At 73.2% G+C, this 15,990-nt stretch carries 10 protein-coding genes and 1 pseudogene; 4 read left to right on the top strand and 7 right to left on the bottom strand.

What is annotated here, in order from left to right; all coding sequences use genetic code 11:
* Positions 1-40 precede the first annotated feature (40 nt).
* Positions 41-1,882, top strand: coding sequence for a glycoside hydrolase family 15 protein (locus tag AB0E91_RS28750; RefSeq protein WP_361787842.1), 1,842 nt, complete (start codon positions 41-43; stop codon positions 1,880-1,882).
* A gap of 1 nt (position 1,883) precedes the next feature.
* On the opposite strand, the gene AB0E91_RS28745 is transcribed toward AB0E91_RS28750, so the two are convergent.
* Positions 1,884-2,474 (bottom strand): TetR family transcriptional regulator, encoded by a 591-nt coding sequence (locus AB0E91_RS28745; RefSeq protein ID WP_361787840.1) that lies wholly within the window; start codon positions 2,472-2,474, stop codon positions 1,884-1,886.
* Positions 2,475-2,533: 59 nt separating this feature from the next.
* Between AB0E91_RS28745 and AB0E91_RS28740 the strand changes: the two genes are divergently transcribed.
* Positions 2,534-3,025, top strand: a complete 492-nt coding sequence (locus AB0E91_RS28740) for a GNAT family N-acetyltransferase (protein WP_361787838.1) — start codon at positions 2,534-2,536, stop codon at positions 3,023-3,025.
* A 34-nt stretch (positions 3,026-3,059) separates the two neighbouring features.
* On the opposite strand, the gene AB0E91_RS28735 is transcribed toward AB0E91_RS28740, so the two are convergent.
* From AB0E91_RS28735 to AB0E91_RS28715, 5 genes and pseudogenes are all read right to left on the bottom strand, one after another.
* A complete protein-coding gene (locus AB0E91_RS28735) occupies positions 3,060-5,801 on the bottom strand; it encodes a SpoIIE family protein phosphatase (RefSeq protein ID WP_361787836.1) in 2,742 nt (913 codons plus the stop codon).
* 65 nt (positions 5,802-5,866) lie between these two features.
* Entirely contained in the window at positions 5,867-6,208 is a 342-nt protein-coding gene (locus AB0E91_RS28730; RefSeq protein ID WP_161183475.1) for a DUF1232 domain-containing protein, read from the bottom strand.
* A gap of 114 nt (positions 6,209-6,322) precedes the next feature.
* A complete protein-coding gene (locus AB0E91_RS28725) occupies positions 6,323-7,495 on the bottom strand; it encodes a hypothetical protein (protein ID WP_361787834.1) in 1,173 nt (390 codons plus the stop codon).
* Positions 7,496-7,744: 249 nt separating this feature from the next.
* A complete protein-coding gene (locus AB0E91_RS28720; RefSeq protein WP_361787832.1) occupies positions 7,745-9,109 on the bottom strand; it encodes an FAD-dependent oxidoreductase in 1,365 nt (454 codons plus the stop codon).
* A gap of 232 nt (positions 9,110-9,341) precedes the next feature.
* A pseudogene (locus AB0E91_RS28715) lies at positions 9,342-9,719 on the bottom strand (C40 family peptidase); the annotation flags it as partial.
* Positions 9,720-12,556: 2,837 nt separating this feature from the next.
* On the opposite strand from AB0E91_RS28715, the gene AB0E91_RS28710 reads away from it, so the two are divergent.
* The gene (locus tag AB0E91_RS28710; RefSeq protein ID WP_361788112.1) at positions 12,557-14,620 is read left to right on the top strand and encodes a DUF1996 domain-containing protein; all 2,064 of its coding nucleotides are present in this window, start codon (positions 12,557-12,559) and stop codon (positions 14,618-14,620) included.
* 76 nt (positions 14,621-14,696) lie between these two features.
* Here the strand turns inward: AB0E91_RS28710 and AB0E91_RS28705 are convergent, their stop codons facing one another.
* Complete coding sequence (locus AB0E91_RS28705) at positions 14,697-15,338, bottom strand: class I SAM-dependent methyltransferase (protein WP_361787830.1); 642 nt, start codon at positions 15,336-15,338, stop codon at positions 14,697-14,699.
* Positions 15,339-15,448: 110 nt separating this feature from the next.
* Here AB0E91_RS28705 and AB0E91_RS28700 point away from each other — a divergent pair, with 110 nt between their 5' ends.
* Positions 15,449-15,901 carry an NAD(P)H-dependent oxidoreductase gene (locus AB0E91_RS28700; RefSeq protein WP_361787828.1) on the top strand — a complete coding sequence of 151 codons (453 nt, stop codon included), beginning with the start codon at positions 15,449-15,451 and terminating at the stop codon, positions 15,899-15,901.
* Positions 15,902-15,990 lie beyond the last annotated feature (89 nt).

Below are 15,990 nucleotides of genomic sequence, written 5' to 3'. Positions count from 1 at the left end.
AGCTGGAAGCACCCCGTACCCCCACCGGGAGGCAGCGGCGATGGACGGCACCTCCTTCCAGCAGGACATTCCCAGGGGTGGCCCGCGCCATCTGCCCATCGCCGAGCACGGCCTCGTCGGGGATCTGCGCAGTGTGGCCCTGGTCGGCAGCGACGGCACCATCGACTGGTACTGCTGCCCCTCCTTCGACGCCCCCAGCGTCTTCGCGGCCCTGCTCGACCCCGAGCGCGGTGGCCGTTTCGCGCTGTCCGCCGCCGTACCCGCCCGCACCAAGCAGTTCTACTTCCCCGACACCAACGTGCTCATCACCCGCTTCTTCACCGAGGAGGGCGTCGGGGAGGTCCAGGACTTCATGCCGGTCACCGGCGACGACCAGGCGGCACAGGGCCGCCACCGGCTGATCCGGCGCGTGGTCTGCGTCCGGGGCACCGTCCCGTTCCGCGTCCTGGTCGCCCCGCGCTTCGGCTACGGCGCCGACCCGCACACCCTGCGCGACGACGAAGGGCGGCTGCTCTTCGAGTCGCCGGAACTGTCCCTCGCGCTCACCACCACCGTCGCCCTGGAGCGCGACGGCCACGACGCCCGGGGCGATTTCAAGCTCGGCGAGGGCGAGACCGCCGTGTTCGCCCTCGACCAGGCGGGCGACGAGATCGCCCCGCGCGGCTGCGCCCACGCCGAGGCCGAGCACCAGTTCAACGCGACCGTCGCCTACTGGCGCCGCTGGCTCTCCCAGTCCCGTTACCGGGGGCGCTGGCGCGAGATGGTCCACCGCTCGGCCCTGACCCTCAAGCTGCTCACCTACGCCCCCACCGGCGCGATCGTCGCCGCCCCCACCACCAGCCTGCCCGAACAGCTCGGCGGCGAGCGCAACTGGGACTACCGCTACGTCTGGGTGCGCGACGCCGCCTTCGCCGTGTACGCCCTGCTCCGGCTCGGCTTCAGCGGCGAGGCCGAGGCGTTCATGCGCTTCCTGACCACCCACATCAGCCCCGGCGACGGCGAGTCCGGCGGCCCGCTCCAGATCATGTACGGCATCGACGGCCGCACCCGGCTGCCCGAGCGCGAACTGCCCCACCTGGAGGGCTACCGGGGCTCCGCACCGGTCCGCGTCGGCAACGCAGCCGCCGGACAGCTCCAACTCGACATCTACGGCGCCCTGGTGGACTCCATCTACCTCTACGACAAGTGGGCCCAGCCCATCTCCAGCGCCCAGTGGGACGACGTGTGCCGCCTGGTCGACTGGGTCTGCGACCACTGGGACCAGCCCGACGAGGGCGTGTGGGAGACCCGGGGCGGCCGCAAGAACTTCCTCTACTCCCGGCTGATGTGCTGGGTCGCCATCGAACGCGCCATCCGGCTCGCCAACCGCCGCGGCCTGCCCGCCGACCACCGCCGCTGGCGCCAGGCCCGCGACGACATCTACCGCCGCATCATGGACCGGGGCTGGTCGGAGCGGCGCCACGCCTTCGTGCAGCACGAGGCGAGCGACGTCCTGGACGCCTCCGTGCTGATGATGCCGCTCGCCAAGTTCATCGCCCCCACCGACCCCAAGTGGCTCTCCACCCTGGACGCGCTCACCGAGGAACTGGTCTCCGACTCCCTCGTCTACCGCTACGACCCCGGCGCCAGCCCCGACGGCCTGCGCGGGGACGAAGGCACCTTCTCCATCTGCTCGTTCTGGTACGTCGAGGCACTGGTCCGCGCGGGCCGCCTGGACGAAGCCCGCCTCGCCTTCGAGAAGATGCTCACCTACGCCAACCATCTCGGCCTGTACGCCGAGGAGATCGGCCGCACCGGAGAGCAACAGGGCAATTTCCCGCAGGCGTTCACCCACCTCTCCCTGATCAGCGCGGCCTTCAACCTGGACCGGGCGCTGGGGTGAACTAGTGCTCTTCGGGGGCGAGTTGGCTGTGCACCGCCACCGTGACGCGCGCGGTGTCACCCGTCGCCAGCAGGTCCAGCAGTCCGCCCCGCAGCACCGCGAGCACGAGCGTGCGCTCGGCGCGGGCCGCCTCGCTGTCGCGCACTTCGGCGGGCTGCGCGCCCGCGAGCAGCGTCAGCCAGTCCTCGACCGTGGCCCGCGCGAAGCCGCCCCACGGGCCGTCCGGGTCGGTGAGGGAGCGGGCGTAGCTCTCCACCCACAGGGTCAGCAGACCCCGGTGGGCGTCGTCGGACAGCCACCGCCACAGCTCCAGCGCGACCGGCCGCAGCCCGCCGGGCTCCTCCGGCGACTCCCGCGTGTCCATGATCCGCCGCAGCGCGGTCAGTTCGTCGGCCCGTGCCCGGGCGAGCAGGGCGCGGATCAGCCCGTCCTTGCTGCCGAACAGATAGAGCAGCACGCGCGGGCTGGACCCGATCGCCTCCGCGAGCGGCCGCAGGGACAGCTCGGCGAGGCCACCGCGCAGCGCGTAGGCGTAGGCCGCCTCCAGCAGTTCCCGGCGGCGGGGGGAGGGGTCTGGCTCGGAGGGGCTCACAGGAGTTAGTCTACTGAAACAGTCGTTTCAGTGACGCGGAAGGGTACCGGGAGGACGCGATGACGGAGCGTGAGGCGGTCGTACGGCCCCTGGGCAGGCCCGGCGACCTGGGCTGGGTGGTCATGGCCCACGGCGAGTTCTACGACCGGGAGTTCGGCTGGGACACCGACTTCGAGGCACTGGTCTGCCGGATCGTCGCCGACTACGCCGACGGCAAGGAACCCGGACCGCAGGCCGCCTGGATCGCCGAGGTGGACGGGCGGCGGGCGGGCTGCGTCTTCTGCGTGCGCGCGGACGACCGGACCGCCAAACTGCGCCTGCTCCTCGTCGACCCGGCGGCCCGCGGCCTCGGCGTCGGCGCCCGGCTGATCGAGGAGTGCCTGGGCTTCGCCCGCGAGGCCGGATACGAGGCGATCATCCTGTGGACCAACGACGTCCTCGGCTCCGCCCGCCGCCTCTACCGGCGCCACGGCTTCGAACTCACCGCCGAGGACCCCCACCACAGCTTCGGCCAGGATCTGATCGGCCAGACCTGGCAGCGCCGCCTCTAGTCCGACTCCAGCCCGGCCGCTCTCCGGCCGAGCCTCACGGCAGCGGCTGCTCCGCCCAGATGATCTTGCCGGTCGGCGTGTAGCGGGTGCCCCAGCGGTCCGCGATCTGGGCCACCAGGAACAGACCCCGGCCGCCCTCGTCGGTGCTCGCCGCGTACCGCAGGTGCGGGGAGGTCGTCGTACCGTCCGAGACCTCGCAGATCAGCGAGCGGGCGAGCAGCAGCCGTACCCCGATGGGGCCACGTCCGTAGCGGATGGCGTTGGTGACCAGCTCGCTCAGGATCAGCTCGGTGGTGAAGGTCAGCTCGTCCAGGTTCCACTCCGCGAGCTGCCGGGTCACCTTGGCCCGGATCTCCGAGACCGCCGCCGGATCGGAGGGCACCTCCCACTCGGCCACCCGGTCGGTGCCCAGCACCCGCGTCTCGGCCACGATCAGCGCCACGTCGTCGGCGGGTCGCAGCGGCAGCCGGTCCAGTACGACCCGGCAGGTGTCCTCCGGCGAGGCGTCCGGGGCATGGCGGAGCGCGTCGCGCAGCAGATCGAGGCCCACGTCGATGTCCCGGTCCCGGTCCTCCACCAGGCCGTCGGTGTACAGCACCAGACGGCTGCCCTCCGGCAGCTCCAGCTCCGCCGTCTCGAACGGCAGCCCGCCCAGGCCCAGCGGGGGGCCGGCGGGCACGTCCGGGAACTCCACCCGGCCGTCCGGGTACACCACCGCGGGCGGTAGATGACCGGCGCGCGCGATGGTGCAGCGCCGGGACACCGGGTCGTACACCGCGTACAGACAGGTCGCCCCGGTCACCGCTGCCGCGCCGTCCGCCGGGGTCTCGTCCTGGTCGATCCGGCCCACCAACTCGTCCAGGAGACCGAGGAGTTCGTCGGGCGGCAGGTCGAGCGAGGAGAAGTTGTGCACCGCCGTGCGCAGCCGGCCCATCGTCGCCGCCGCGTGCAGCCCGTGCCCGACCACGTCACCGACCACGAGCGCGACCCGGGCGCCCGGCAGCGGCAGTACGTCGAACCAGTCGCCGCCCACGCCGGACTGCGCGGGCAGATAGCGGTAGGCGATCTCCAGGGCGTCCTGCGCGGGCAGCGAGCGGGGCAGCAGACTCCGCTGGAGCGTCACCGCCATGCTGTGCTCCCGCGTGTAGCGGCGGGCGTTGTCGATGGACACCGCCGCCCGCGTCACCAGCTCCTCGGCGAGCGTGACGTCCTCGGCGTCGAAGGGCTGCGGCTTCTCCGAGCGCCAGAAGTTGGCCACCCCGAGGATCAGGTTGCCCGTCCTGAGCGGCACCGTGATCAGCGAGTGGATGCCGTACTCCACGACCTCCCCGGTGCGCTCCAGGTCCTGCGCGTGCCAGCCCGGCGCCTCCCGCAGGTCCGGCTCCACCACCGACTGTCCCGTGGCGAGGCTGCGGGCCTGCGGCGAGGTCGGCACGAACCGGATGCGCTCGCCCAGCGGATACAGCGGGGCGTCCTTGCGGATGCCGCTGTACGCCGCCCGGCGCAGGTCGGTGCCCGGGTTGGGCTCCTCGCCGCCGAGCACCGCGTCGAACAGGTCCACCGTCACGAAGTCCGCGAACCGGGGCACCGCCAGCTCGGCCAGCTCCTGCGCCGTACGGCTCACGTCCAGGCTGGTGCCGATGCCCACCCCGGCGTCGTACAGCATGTTCAGCCGCTCGCGCGCCACCTCCGCCCGGCCCGACAGGGCGCGCAGCTCCGTGGAGTCGCGCAGGGTGGTGACGCTGCCGGGCGGGCCGCCCTGCAGATCGGTGGGGCGCTGGTTGATCGCGACCAGCTTGTCCTTGACCAGGTGCACCTCGTCCGTCGCGACCCGCCCGGAGGCGAGGAGACCGGCCGTCTCGTCGTCCAGGCCCAGGTCGAGGACGCTGCGCATCTCGGCGTCGTCGGGCAGGTCGAGGAGCCGGTGCGCCTCGTCGTTGGCGAGCAGCAGTTTGCCGTCGCCGCCGACGATCAGCACACCCTCCCGGACGGCGTGCAGCACCGCGTCGTGGTGCTCGTACATCCGGGTCATCTCGTAGGGGCCGAGCCCGTGCGTCTGCCGCAGCAGCCGCCTGCTGACCAGCGCCGTGCCCGCCGTGGCCAGCACGAGCGCCGCCGCGGCCGCCGCGAGCAGCAGCGGCACCTGCTGGTCGGCCGCCCCGCCGACGTGCGCGGTGGTGATGCCCGCGGACACCAGCCCGACCACCTTGCCGCCGGAGTCGTGCACCGGCACCACGACCTGGACCAGCGGCCCTATCGTCCCGTTCAGATGCTCGACGACCGTGGCGCCGTGCACCGCGGGCCCGATGGTGCCGACGAACTTCTTGCCGATGCGGTCCCGGTTGGGATGGGTGTAGCGGATGCCGTCGGTGTTCATGACGACGATGAAGTCCACGTCGGACGCCTTGCGGGCCGCCTCCGCGCTCGGCTGGAGGATCGCCGTCGGGTCCGGGGCGCGCAGCGCCGCCGCCGTGCCGGGCGCGTTGGCGAACGTCCCGGCGGCGGCCAGGGAGCGGTTGCGTGCCTCCAGATCGCTGTCGTGCCGTACCTGGAGCACCTGTGCCACCACGGCCGCGACGACCAGCAGCAGCACGATCACGACCTGGAGGATGAACACCTGCCCCGCGAGACTGCGCGCGGACACCGCCGCCCGCAGCACACCGGGGTGCGAGCCGTTCCCGGGCGTACCGTCCGGTCGGTGCGCACCGAAGGGCGCACGCGGATGCCCGAACGAACGGGGCGTCCGCGTGTCGGGCCGGCCGGGCAGTCGCACCATGTGCCCATGTCTACACTGCCCGGCCCCATCAGGCGAGACCGTCACAGCCGGTGGCGGACGGCGCACTACGAGGACCGCCGCGCCGCCTTACCCGGACGCCCCCGCCTCACCCCGGCGGCGGGAGCCCGTACGGGTTCCTCCGGAAGGGCGCGCGGGGCGCGCATGGAGCGCAGGGCGAGGAGCAGCACGCCGATGTCGTCCAGATAGACGGGATCGGGCAGCAGGTCGGTCGGCAGCAGCAGATAGACGACCGCGCCCCAGAACACCCAGCGCGGCCCCGTGGGCAGTCCGGCCCGCCGCAGCCCCTGCCGGGTCCGCACCAGCCGCACCAGCACCGCGACCGCGACGGCCAGCACCCCGGCCGCCACGACGGCGGCCACCAGCAACAGGATCGTGGTGGAATCCATACGGTCTCCCCTCCCCTTTCGCCGTGAGCTCCTCGCGGGCCCCGCGCGGGAGCCCCGGAACCGTACGTCTTTCCTCTGCCCGCCGTACGGCGCCCTACGGCACCGGCGGCCCGCTCACTCCGGCCGGTCCGCCCCCTCGTCGTCGGACGGCGCGTCCGGGGCGGGCCCGGACTTCGCGCCCTTGGGCAGAAACCTCAGCCGCTCGAAGGTCCGTGTGAGCTGCTGCAACGGCGAGCCCGTCCGGGCGTCGGCCCGCTGCTGGGGCAGCGCGGCGGGCGCCAGTTCACGGTAGGCGGCCAGCGCCTCGTGGGCCTCCTCGGCGGCCTGCCGGTACAGGTCCCGCGACTTGGTCATCGCCTCCAGCGCCTCGGCGTACCGCGTGACGCGCTGCCGCTCGCGCTCCAGCTCCTCCTGGGCCGTCATCAGCGTCCAGTGGTCCCTCAGCTCCGTCAGGGCCTCCCCGAGGCTCCGGGACAGCGGCCGGGGCAGCGCCACGAAACGCCGCAGCGCCGCGAGGAGTTCGGTGGGCTCGGAGCCGTCCAGGAACACGCTGCGCACGCTGAAGTCGCGGCTGTCGTAGTCCTTCGGCGCCGGGTCCGGGGACAGGAGTACGGCACCGCCGCGCGGCACCTCGACCCCGAGGTCCTTCAGGGCCCAGTTGACCCCGCGGAACTGCTGCGGGGTGGCCCGGTGCTCGACGACGCGATGGCGCAGGCCCGGCGGGAGGAGTCCGGCCAGCGGCAGGCGGCCGCGCTCGTCCGGGGTCATCGCCTCGTGCACGACCAGGTTGACGCACCAGGCGTCCTTGGCCGCGTCGCGCAGCCTGCGCCGCATCTCCTTGTCGTCCGCCGGAAGCGGGTTGACCTGCCGGAAGCGCAGGCCAGTGACCGTGGGGTGGTGGTCCCAGCCGCTGTCCTGCGGGGCGCCGCCCTCGGGCCAGAACAGGGTGGCGGGCGACGGCCACGACTCGTCCCAGGGCCGCTCCGCCTCCGCGACCAGCCGCCACTCGTGCCCCTCCGGGCGTCCCGTACGGGGCAGGAGGGTCATCCGGGCCCGTACGGTGACGGCGCCCCCGGCCCGCCAGCGGGCCTCGAAGACGTGCTTCCCGGACCGGTCGTCCCCGTCACCGGGTACGGCGGGTTCGGCGAAGTCGTCTATGTCCCCGCTCTCCTTGCGCCGTCGCAGGGTGCGGCGCACGACCTCCTCGGGGGCGGGGCCGGTGTGCCGGCCCCGCGCCGCCCAGAGGGTCCGGGGGACGGTGTCGCGTTCGGTGGCGGAGTTCGACATGGGCCAATTCTGCTGATGGAGGCGGGTGCGTCCTCCAGTATCACCGTTCGGGTCCGTGCGACGGCGGCCGGTCCCCCCGGCGGCGCGTCGCCCGTTCGGACGCCCCCGCCGTCGCGTCCCTCCCGCTTCCACGTGGGAGAACGCCGTACGACGCGCCTGTGACGCGCCGAGACCCCTGCGGGACCGGCGCGGTCCCGCAGGGGTCTCGGTCTTCAGTTCGTACGCGGCTCAGGTCGCCTTCCGCGTGTCTCAGGCGCCGCTCTCGCGGAGCATGTCCTCGCGCTCGACGAGCTTCACGCGCGCGCGGCCCTGCGGCTCACCGAGGGCGCGCTCGGCGGCGTCCAGCTTGTACCAGCCCTCCCAGGTGGTGAAGCGGACGTTCCGCTCGGCCAGGAAGGCGTCGACGGCCTCCGGCTCGGGCGCGGCCGGGGTCTGCAGACGGCCGCCCGCGAAGTCGTCCAGCAGGTTGGCCACCGTCTCGTTGGCGTCGCCCTTGGTGTGGCCGATCAGGCCGACCGGGCCGCGCCGGATCCAGCCGGTGACGTACGTGGACTGCAGGTGGTTGCCGCTCTCCTCGATGACGCGGCCGCCCTCGTCCGGGACGGTGCCCGTCTCCAGGTCCCAGGGCAGCTTGGGCAGCTTCTCGGAGAGGTAGCCGACGGCGCGGTAGACCGCGGTGACGTCCCAGTCCTTGAACTCGCCGGTGCCCTTGACGTTGCCGGTGCCGTCGAGGGCGGTGCGCTCGGTGCGCAGGCCCACGACCTTGCCGTCCTCGCCGAGGATCTCCGCCGGGGACTCGAAGAAGTGCAGGAAGAGCTTGTGCGGACGGTCGCCGGCGTCGCGGATCGCCCAGTTCTCCAGCGTCTTGGCGACCATGTCGGCCTGCTTGTTGCCGCGCCGGGTCTCGATGGAGCCCTTGTCGTAGTCGATGTCCTCGGGGTCGACGATGACCTCGATGTTCGGGGAGTGGTCCAGCTCGCGCAGCTCCATGGGGCTGAACTTCGCCTGCGCCGGGCCGCGACGGCCGAAGACGTGGACCTCCAGGGCCTTGTTGGCCTTCAGACCGTCGTAGACGTTCTGCGGGATCTCCGTCGGCAGCAGCTCGTCCGCCGTCTTGGCGAGGATGCGGGCCACGTCCAGGGCCACGTTGCCGACGCCCAGGACGGCGACCTTCTCGGCCTCCAGCGGCCAGGTGCGCGGGACGTCCGGGTGACCGTCGTACCAGGACACGAAGTCGGCCGCGCCGTACGAGCCGTCCAGGTCGATGCCGGGGACCGACATCTCGCGGTCGGCCATCGCGCCGGTGGAGAAGATCACCGCGTCGTAGAAGGCGCGGAGGTCGTCCAGGCTGATGTCGGCGGGGTAGTCGACGTTGCCGAAGAGACGGATCTGCGGCTTGTCGAGCACCTGGTGCAGGGCCGTGATGATGCCCTTGATACGCGGGTGGTCGGGGGCGACGCCGTACCGGATCAGGCCGAACGGGGCGGGCATCCGCTCGAAGATGTCGATGGACACGCCCGGGTCGGCGGCCGTCTCGGACTTCAGCAGGGCGTCGGCGGCGTAGATCCCGGCGGGGCCGGCTCCGACGATGGCTACCCGCAGGGGGCGCGGCATGATCAGGTTCCCTTCGAGCGTGGACAGGCGACTCGATCAGGAAGCCTAAGCTAAGGCAGCCCTAAGTTAGTACGCGGGTCCGATCTATGGACTCATAAGGCTGTCTTATGGGGCGATAGGTCGGGTTATGGGGCCAGATGTGGTGTCTGACCCCATGTGTGGCCGAGTGCTCGCGGCCGAGAGGTTTCCGCTGCTCCCGGCCGCGCGGGACCGGTCGGTCATGCGCGGCGGATCATGCGGGGCGGATCACGCGGTGGATCGCGGCCTCTCCCGCGCCGTAGATCGACTCCTCGCGGATGAGTGCGCCGGGGCCCGGGGCGTGGATCATCGTGCCGTTGCCGACGTAGAGGCCCACGTGCCGGTCGTCCTCGAAGAACAGGACGAGGTCGCCGGGCTGGATCGCGGCCAGGGTGACGGAGCTGCCCCCGAGCGCCTGCTCGGCCGCGGTACGCGGCAGCGCGACCCCGGCCGCCCGCCACGCGCCCTGGGTGAGGCTGGAGCAGTCGTACGAGTCCGGCCCGGTCGCCCCCCAGACGCACGGCCTCCCGAGCTGCGCCCGCGCGAACTCGATGGCCTTGGCGGCACGGACCGCGTGCGCGGACTCGCTGGCGGCGGGCGCGATGGGGGCGGCGAGGGGGAAGCTGCCGGTGGCCTGGGCGGGCGGGGGAGTGGGGACGGCTTGCTGGGGCGGGGTCGTTGGGGCCGGCGGAGCGGGAGCGGCGGCCGGGGGCTGCTGGGGGTAGGCGGGGGGTGCGGCGGCTGCCGGGGGCATGGGGGCGGCGGGGGGCTGCTGGGGCTGGGGCGCGAACTGAGGGGGAGTGGTCTGGGGCTGCGGCGCGGCCTGAGGGGGAGTGGCCTGAGCCTGGGCGGGCGGGAACGTGAACGAGCCCGTCTGGTACGCGGCGGCGGGTGCGGTCGGGGCTGTCCCGGGGGTGCCCGGCTGCGCCATGGCCGGGTCGACCACAGGCATCGCACCGGTATTCGGCGCCTGGTACGTGCCGGTGGCTCCCGCCTGGAGCATCGCTGGATCGACGGCCGGGAACTGACCCGGTGCCTCCGCCTGCGCCATTGCCGGATCGACGGTCGGGTACGCGCCCGTGCCACCGGCCTGCTGCATCCCCGGGGCGGTGGTGGGGAACGCGCTCGGGTCGGCGGCCGGGAACTGGCCCGGTGCCCCCGCCTGCGCCATCGCCGGGTCGACGGCCGGGTACGCGCCCGTGCCATCGGCCTGGAGCATCCCCGGGTCAACTGCCTTGGCGACACCCGCGTTTACCGCCTGGAACGAGCCGGTGTCGGCCGTCGGGTACGCCCCCATGCCGCCGCCCTGCTGGGGCATCGCGGCGCCAACTCCCGGGAACGAACCCGTGTTTCCCGCCTGGGGAGCGGCGGTTCCGGCCGCCGGGTACGCACCCGCGTTGCCCTGCTGGAGCATCCCGGGGTCGACCCCCGGAAAGGCTCCCGTGCTCGCGGCCTGCATCGAGCCGGTGTCCGCTGCCGGGTATGCCCCGGGGGCGCCCTGCTGGGGCGGGGCAGTGCCAACTCCCGCGAAAGCCACCGCGTTTGCGGCCTGCATGGAGCCCGTGTCGGCCATCGGGTAGGTGCCGGTGCCGCCCTGCTGGGGCATCGCGGCGCCGACTCCCGGGAACGATCCCGTGTTTGTCGCTTGCGGAGCAGGAGCACCCGTGGCGGCCCCCGGGAAAGTCCCCGTGTTCCCCGCCTGGGCCATCGCCGGGTCGACGACCGGGAACGCGCCCGTGCCACCGGCCTGGAGCATCCCCGGGTCAACCGCCGGGAAGCCGCCCGTACTTGCCGCCTGGAACGCACCGGCGTCCCCGCCGGGGAACGTCCCCGTACCGCCGGGAGCCGCCGCAGGTGACGGAGTCGGCGAAGTCGGCGGGAAGTACGCGAGCGACCCCGTGTCCGTCACCGCGTCCGGGATGGCCGCGTAGGCCGCGTAGGCGGCCCAGGTACCGGCACCGGTGTCGGTGAGCGGCGCGGCGGCCGGAGGCGTCGCCGCCCACTGCTGGGGCTGCTGCCACTGACCCGTGGCCTGCGACGGGCCCCCGGCCTGCTGCTGACCCATGGGCTGAGCCTGGCCCATGGGCTGGGCCTGGGCCGGAGACGGCGCGGCCTGGGCCGGCGGCTGTGCGGGCTGGACGGGCGGCTGCGCGGGCTGCGCGGAGGGGGTCGTCGGCGGTACGGGGTGCCGGGTGAGGAGCTGGTTGGCGGAGGCGAGCTTGTCCTGGTACTCCGCCTTGGCCTCCGTGCCGGTCGGCGAGGCGGGCAGCCCGCTGGACGCGCGCACCGCCGTCTCCTGGGCGACGGCCGGGGCGGGACCGGCGGGCGGCGCGGCGAGCGCGGCACCGGCGGCGGGCGCGCCGTACCCCATCGGCTCCGGCGGTCCCGCCGTCATGGCCGGAAGCGGGATCAGACCGCTCGTCTCGGTCATGCCCGGCCCGGCGTAGCCCGGCGGGGTCGGGGCGGGGAAAGCGGCTTGTGTGGGCGGGAGTTGAGGTTGAGCGGGACCCGGTCCGGCCTCCAGCGCCGCCGGAGGCCGCGCACCTGGGAGAGCCGCCGCGGGGCCGCCGCCGCCCATCAGTTCCGCCGCCGCGCGCTGCCCGGAGGGCCCGGCGCCGAGCGCGGGCGCGGAGGGGGCGGTGAGTTCGGCGGCGTAGTCGGTACGGCCGCCCGGGGCGATCTCCGGCATCCGGTCCGGCGGCAGCGCGGCGGGGACCGTCGGGCCCAGCTTGGCGCGGGCCACGTCGAACCACTGCTGGGCGAGGGCGTCCAGGGCCGGGTCGGAACCGCCGCCCCGCTGCTTGGCCAGCGGCACACCCCTGCGGGTGGCGGCCGCCATCGCGCGGGTCGCGTTGAAGTTTCCGGTGTCGTTCTCGGCCCGGGCGTAGAGGGAGTCGATCCGCTGCCGCACCTCTTCGGGGTTCTCCGATGCCATGCGAGACGCGCTCCTTCCTCGCCCCGCGGGGCAATCGGGCCGGCGCGCCCGCGAGTCGGTCGAGCCCCCGCTCCGGGCGCCGCGGAGGGCTCTCGGGGTGGGGAGCCGGGCGGCCTTGGCGTCAACCTAGCCAACTTGTGTCACTCGTGTGAAGGTCGACGGGTGGAATGTCCGATACGTATTTGTGATGTTCACAGCAGCGTTCGAGCGGGAAATGGAGTACGCCCGTGACAGGCCCGGTCCTGCGCCCCCTGAACGCGCCGAACGCGTCACGCCTGTAGGGCGTCACCCGTCATGTGGCCGGTTTTTCTTATGAGTTCGGCCTGAATCCCTGATGTCGTTGAACACATCTGCGTCACCCCGCGTATGGGGTCCGGGGCACCTCATGCCCCGGACCGAGCACGCCCCGACCGACCACGACACGCAGGGGAACGACCTTGGAACCCAACAGGCGCAGACGCCCGACCGGCGCACGACGTGTGACCTTCGCCGCCATGGCCCTGATGCTCGGCGGCGGTGGCCTCGTCGTGGCGAACGTCTACGCCTCGGCCTCCGAAGGCGGCTGGGGCGGGCAGGGCGCGGAGGCGACCGGACAGGTCAAGGCCGCCGGCATGGCCACGATCGACTGCCCCGACGTGGGCACCCAGTTGACGCAGGTGCCGGAGGCGGCCCGCGCCGACGTGGACCGCGAACTCGCCCAGCTGGACCAGCAGATCGCCGCCGCCTACCAGCAACTCCAGCAGGCGGCACCGGAGATACGGCAGGACCCGGTCGCCGCAGACGGCCCGATCATGAACCCGCTGAAGGACAAGCGGAAGGCGACCCTGGACCGCGTGGCCGACGCCATCGGCCGGGCCGGGAACCGCCCCGAGGGTCTCGACGCGCTCGCCGCCTGCACCATGCGCCCCGCCGAGAGCGCCCCTGGTGACAGTGCCTCGGCCGAGAGCACGCCTCCCGCCGCCACACAGGCCCCCGCCGACAACGGCCAGGCCCCCGCCCCGGGCCAGGGCGGCAACGGACCCGTCGCGGCGGACTACGTCGACATCAACTCCGTACAGCCCAACGTGCCCGACCCGGCCAAGGGTTCGGACGCCTCCGGCGGCACCTTCACCTCCGAGTGCGGCGTCAACGAGAACGGCCTGCGCAACTCCGACAACGTCATCGTGGCCCCCGGCGTCTCCAACGGCGCCCACCACTTCCACGACTACGTCGGCAACCAGTCCAACACCGCCTTCGCCAGCGACGACGACCTCGCCAAGGCCGCCACCTCCTGCGTGGACCAGGGCGACAAGTCCACGTACTACTGGCCGGTGCTGCGTCTGCAGAACGGCAAGCAGGAGAAGGACGCGGGCGCCCCGGGCGGCGGAACCGAGGGCAACGCGGGCGAGATCGTCACGCCCAAGCAGGTCACGATCACCTTCGAGGGCAACCCGCGCGGCAAGGTCACCGCCATGCCGCGGCTGCTGCGCATCATCACCGGCGACGCCAAGTCCTTCGTCAACGGCCCCGCCAACGCCAACGCGTCCTGGAGCTGCACCGGGTTCGAGGACCGGCAGCTGAATGACAAGTACCCGATCTGCCCGTCCGGTTCGGACGTGGTGCGCACCTTCCGCTTCCAGAGCTGCTGGGACGGCCGCAACACCGACAGCGCCAACCACCGTACGCACGTGGCCTTCGCGGGCCAGGACGGCGCCTGCGCCGCGGGCTTCGAGCCCATCCCGCAGCTGGTGCAGCGGATCGTCTACGACGTGGACGCGCCGAGCCTGAACGACGGTGGGAAGACGGTGCCGTTGTTCGCGGTGGACTCCTTCCCTGAGCAGCAGCACAAGCCCGTCACCGACCACGGCGACTTCATCAACGTCTTCGACGACGGCCTGATGAACGAGATGGTCGACTGCATCAACTCCGGCCGCACGTGCGGCCCGCGCGGTGACGGCGGCGGCAACAACGGCGGCGACAACGGCAACAACAACGGCGGTGACGACGGCGGCGCCACGGCGAACCCGGGCGGCGACGGCAACGGCGACAACCCGGGCGACGGCGGCAAGAACGAGGGCGGCCAGAACGGCGGCGGCCAGAACGGCGACGACAAGGGCACCGCCGCGCCGTCCGAGGGCGGCAACCCCGACGACACCGCCACCGCGAGCAGCCCCGCCGAGGCGCCGAGGACCGACGCGACCGTCACCCCGACCGGCGGCACCAAGAACGACGGTCGCGGCAGCGGAGTCAAGCAGGACGACCCCGCCGAGCCCGGCGCGACCCGGCCGGCCCAGGCCCCGAAGGCGGACCGCACCACCGTCCCCGCCGGCACCACCGCCCCCACCGCACAGGCCACCGAGACCGCCGGGGCCAACCCCTCCGTCTCGGCCACCGACAGCACGGGCGCGGCCGTCGTTCCGCAGACCACCACGCCTCCGCCCGCCACCGGCACCGAGCCGCAGACGTCCGGCGGCAGCCTCGCGGAGACCGGCGCACAGCTCTGGCCCGCCGCGATCGGCGTCCTCCTGGCCCTCTCCGGCCTGGTGATGTTCCTGCGGGCCCGGCGCCTGCGCTACTGACCCGGAACGAACAGCCGTAGCGACAGGACAGCGGCGGTGCGAGGGCGACGAGCCCCGCACCGCCGCTGTCGTCGTCTCAGCCCGCCTTCCGTCGGCAGTACAGGAACAACTGCGGCTCGGGCCCGCCGTCCGGATGCGCCGGAGTGAACAGCACGTTCTCCTCCGCCAGCACCGACAGCCCCGCGTCCGCCGCCAGCCGGGCGAAGTCCGCCGCCGCGAAGCTCGTCACCCGCACCGGCTGCCCCATGAACGTCACGTCCACGCCCTCCACGTCGACCGGCACCGTCGCCAGCACGGCGAGCCCGCCCGGCCGCAGTGCGGCGGCCAACTTGCCGACGACGGCGACCTGTTCGGCGCGCGTCATCTGGAGCAGCGAGAAGTACGCGCACACCGCGTCGAACGACCCCTCGCCGAGCGGCAGTTCACGGACGTCCGCGAGCCGGAACTCCGCCTCGGGCACCTGGCGCGCGGCCAACTCGACCATCACCGGCGAGACATCGACGCCGAGCACCGTGTGCCCCGCGTCCACCAGGACCCGCGCGGTCGGCCGTCCCGTCCCGCTGCCCACGTCCAGCACCCGGCTGCCCGGCTTCAGCCGCTCCACCAGCCAGCCCAGCGAGGCGAGGTGGGGTGCGGAGGCGGCGAACGCCTCCTCGTAGGCGAGACCCAGCGCGTCGAACACCACGGCTGCCGGTGCCCGCTGTTCGTCCTCGGCCAAGACGGCTCCTCCCGTATCCCGTTCAGCTGCCCGGCATCGTCGCATCCCGGCCGGTGCGCCACAACGACACCATTTGCGGCCCCCGGTGTCCGCAGGGCACGCTGCCAGGCGTGCCTACCTTGCTGATCGTCCACCACACCCCCTCGCCGAACTGCCAGGAACTCTTCGAGGCCGTGGTCTCGGGCGCGGAGACCCCCGAGATCGAGGGCGTCCGCGTGGTACGCCGGGCCGCCCTCGCCGCCACCGCCTCCGACGTGCTGGAGGCCGACGGCTACCTCGTCGGCACCCCCGCGAACCTCGGCTACATGTCGGGCGCCCTCAAGCATTTCTTCGACCAGATCTACTACCCCTGCCTGGACGCGACCCGGGGCCGCCCCTTCGGCAGCTGGGTCCACGGCGGCAGTGACGTGACCGGCGCCCTGCGCGGCCTCGACGCCATCACCACCGGCCTGGGCTGGCGCCGCGTCGCCGAGACCGTGACCGTCACCGGCACCCCCGCGAAGACCGACACGGAGGCGTGCTGGGAACTGGGCGCCACGGTGGCCGCCTCCCTGTCCGCCTAGGGGGTGTCTCGTCGATCAGGCCGGATCAGGGAGCGGCGTCTGGTGCCGTGCATCGCAAGGCGGAGGAGGGAGTCGATGCGGAGCATCGG

Origin of the sequence: Streptomyces sp. NPDC026659 (assembly GCF_040638245.1) — a bacterium.
Taxonomy (GTDB): Bacteria; Actinomycetota; Actinomycetes; order Streptomycetales; family Streptomycetaceae; genus Streptomyces.
Note: the sequence above shows the minus strand (reverse complement) of the source record. Positions and strands in the feature narration are given on the sequence as shown.

Coding starts and splice junctions, on each gene's coding strand:
- AB0E91_RS28750 (WP_361787842.1), top strand. CDS start 41: ATGGACGGCACCTCCTTCCAGCAGGACATTCCCAGGGGTGGCCCGCGC.
- AB0E91_RS28740 (WP_361787838.1), top strand. CDS start 2,534: ATGACGGAGCGTGAGGCGGTCGTACGGCCCCTGGGCAGGCCCGGCGAC.
- AB0E91_RS28735 (WP_361787836.1), bottom strand. CDS start 5,801: ATGGTGCGACTGCCCGGCCGGCCCGACACGCGGACGCCCCGTTCGTTC.
- AB0E91_RS28730 (WP_161183475.1), bottom strand. CDS start 6,208: ATGGATTCCACCACGATCCTGTTGCTGGTGGCCGCCGTCGTGGCGGCC.
- AB0E91_RS28725 (WP_361787834.1), bottom strand. CDS start 7,495: ATGTCGAACTCCGCCACCGAACGCGACACCGTCCCCCGGACCCTCTGG.
- AB0E91_RS28720 (WP_361787832.1), bottom strand. CDS start 9,109: ATGCCGCGCCCCCTGCGGGTAGCCATCGTCGGAGCCGGCCCCGCCGGG.
- AB0E91_RS28710 (WP_361788112.1), top strand. CDS start 12,557: ATGGCCCTGATGCTCGGCGGCGGTGGCCTCGTCGTGGCGAACGTCTAC.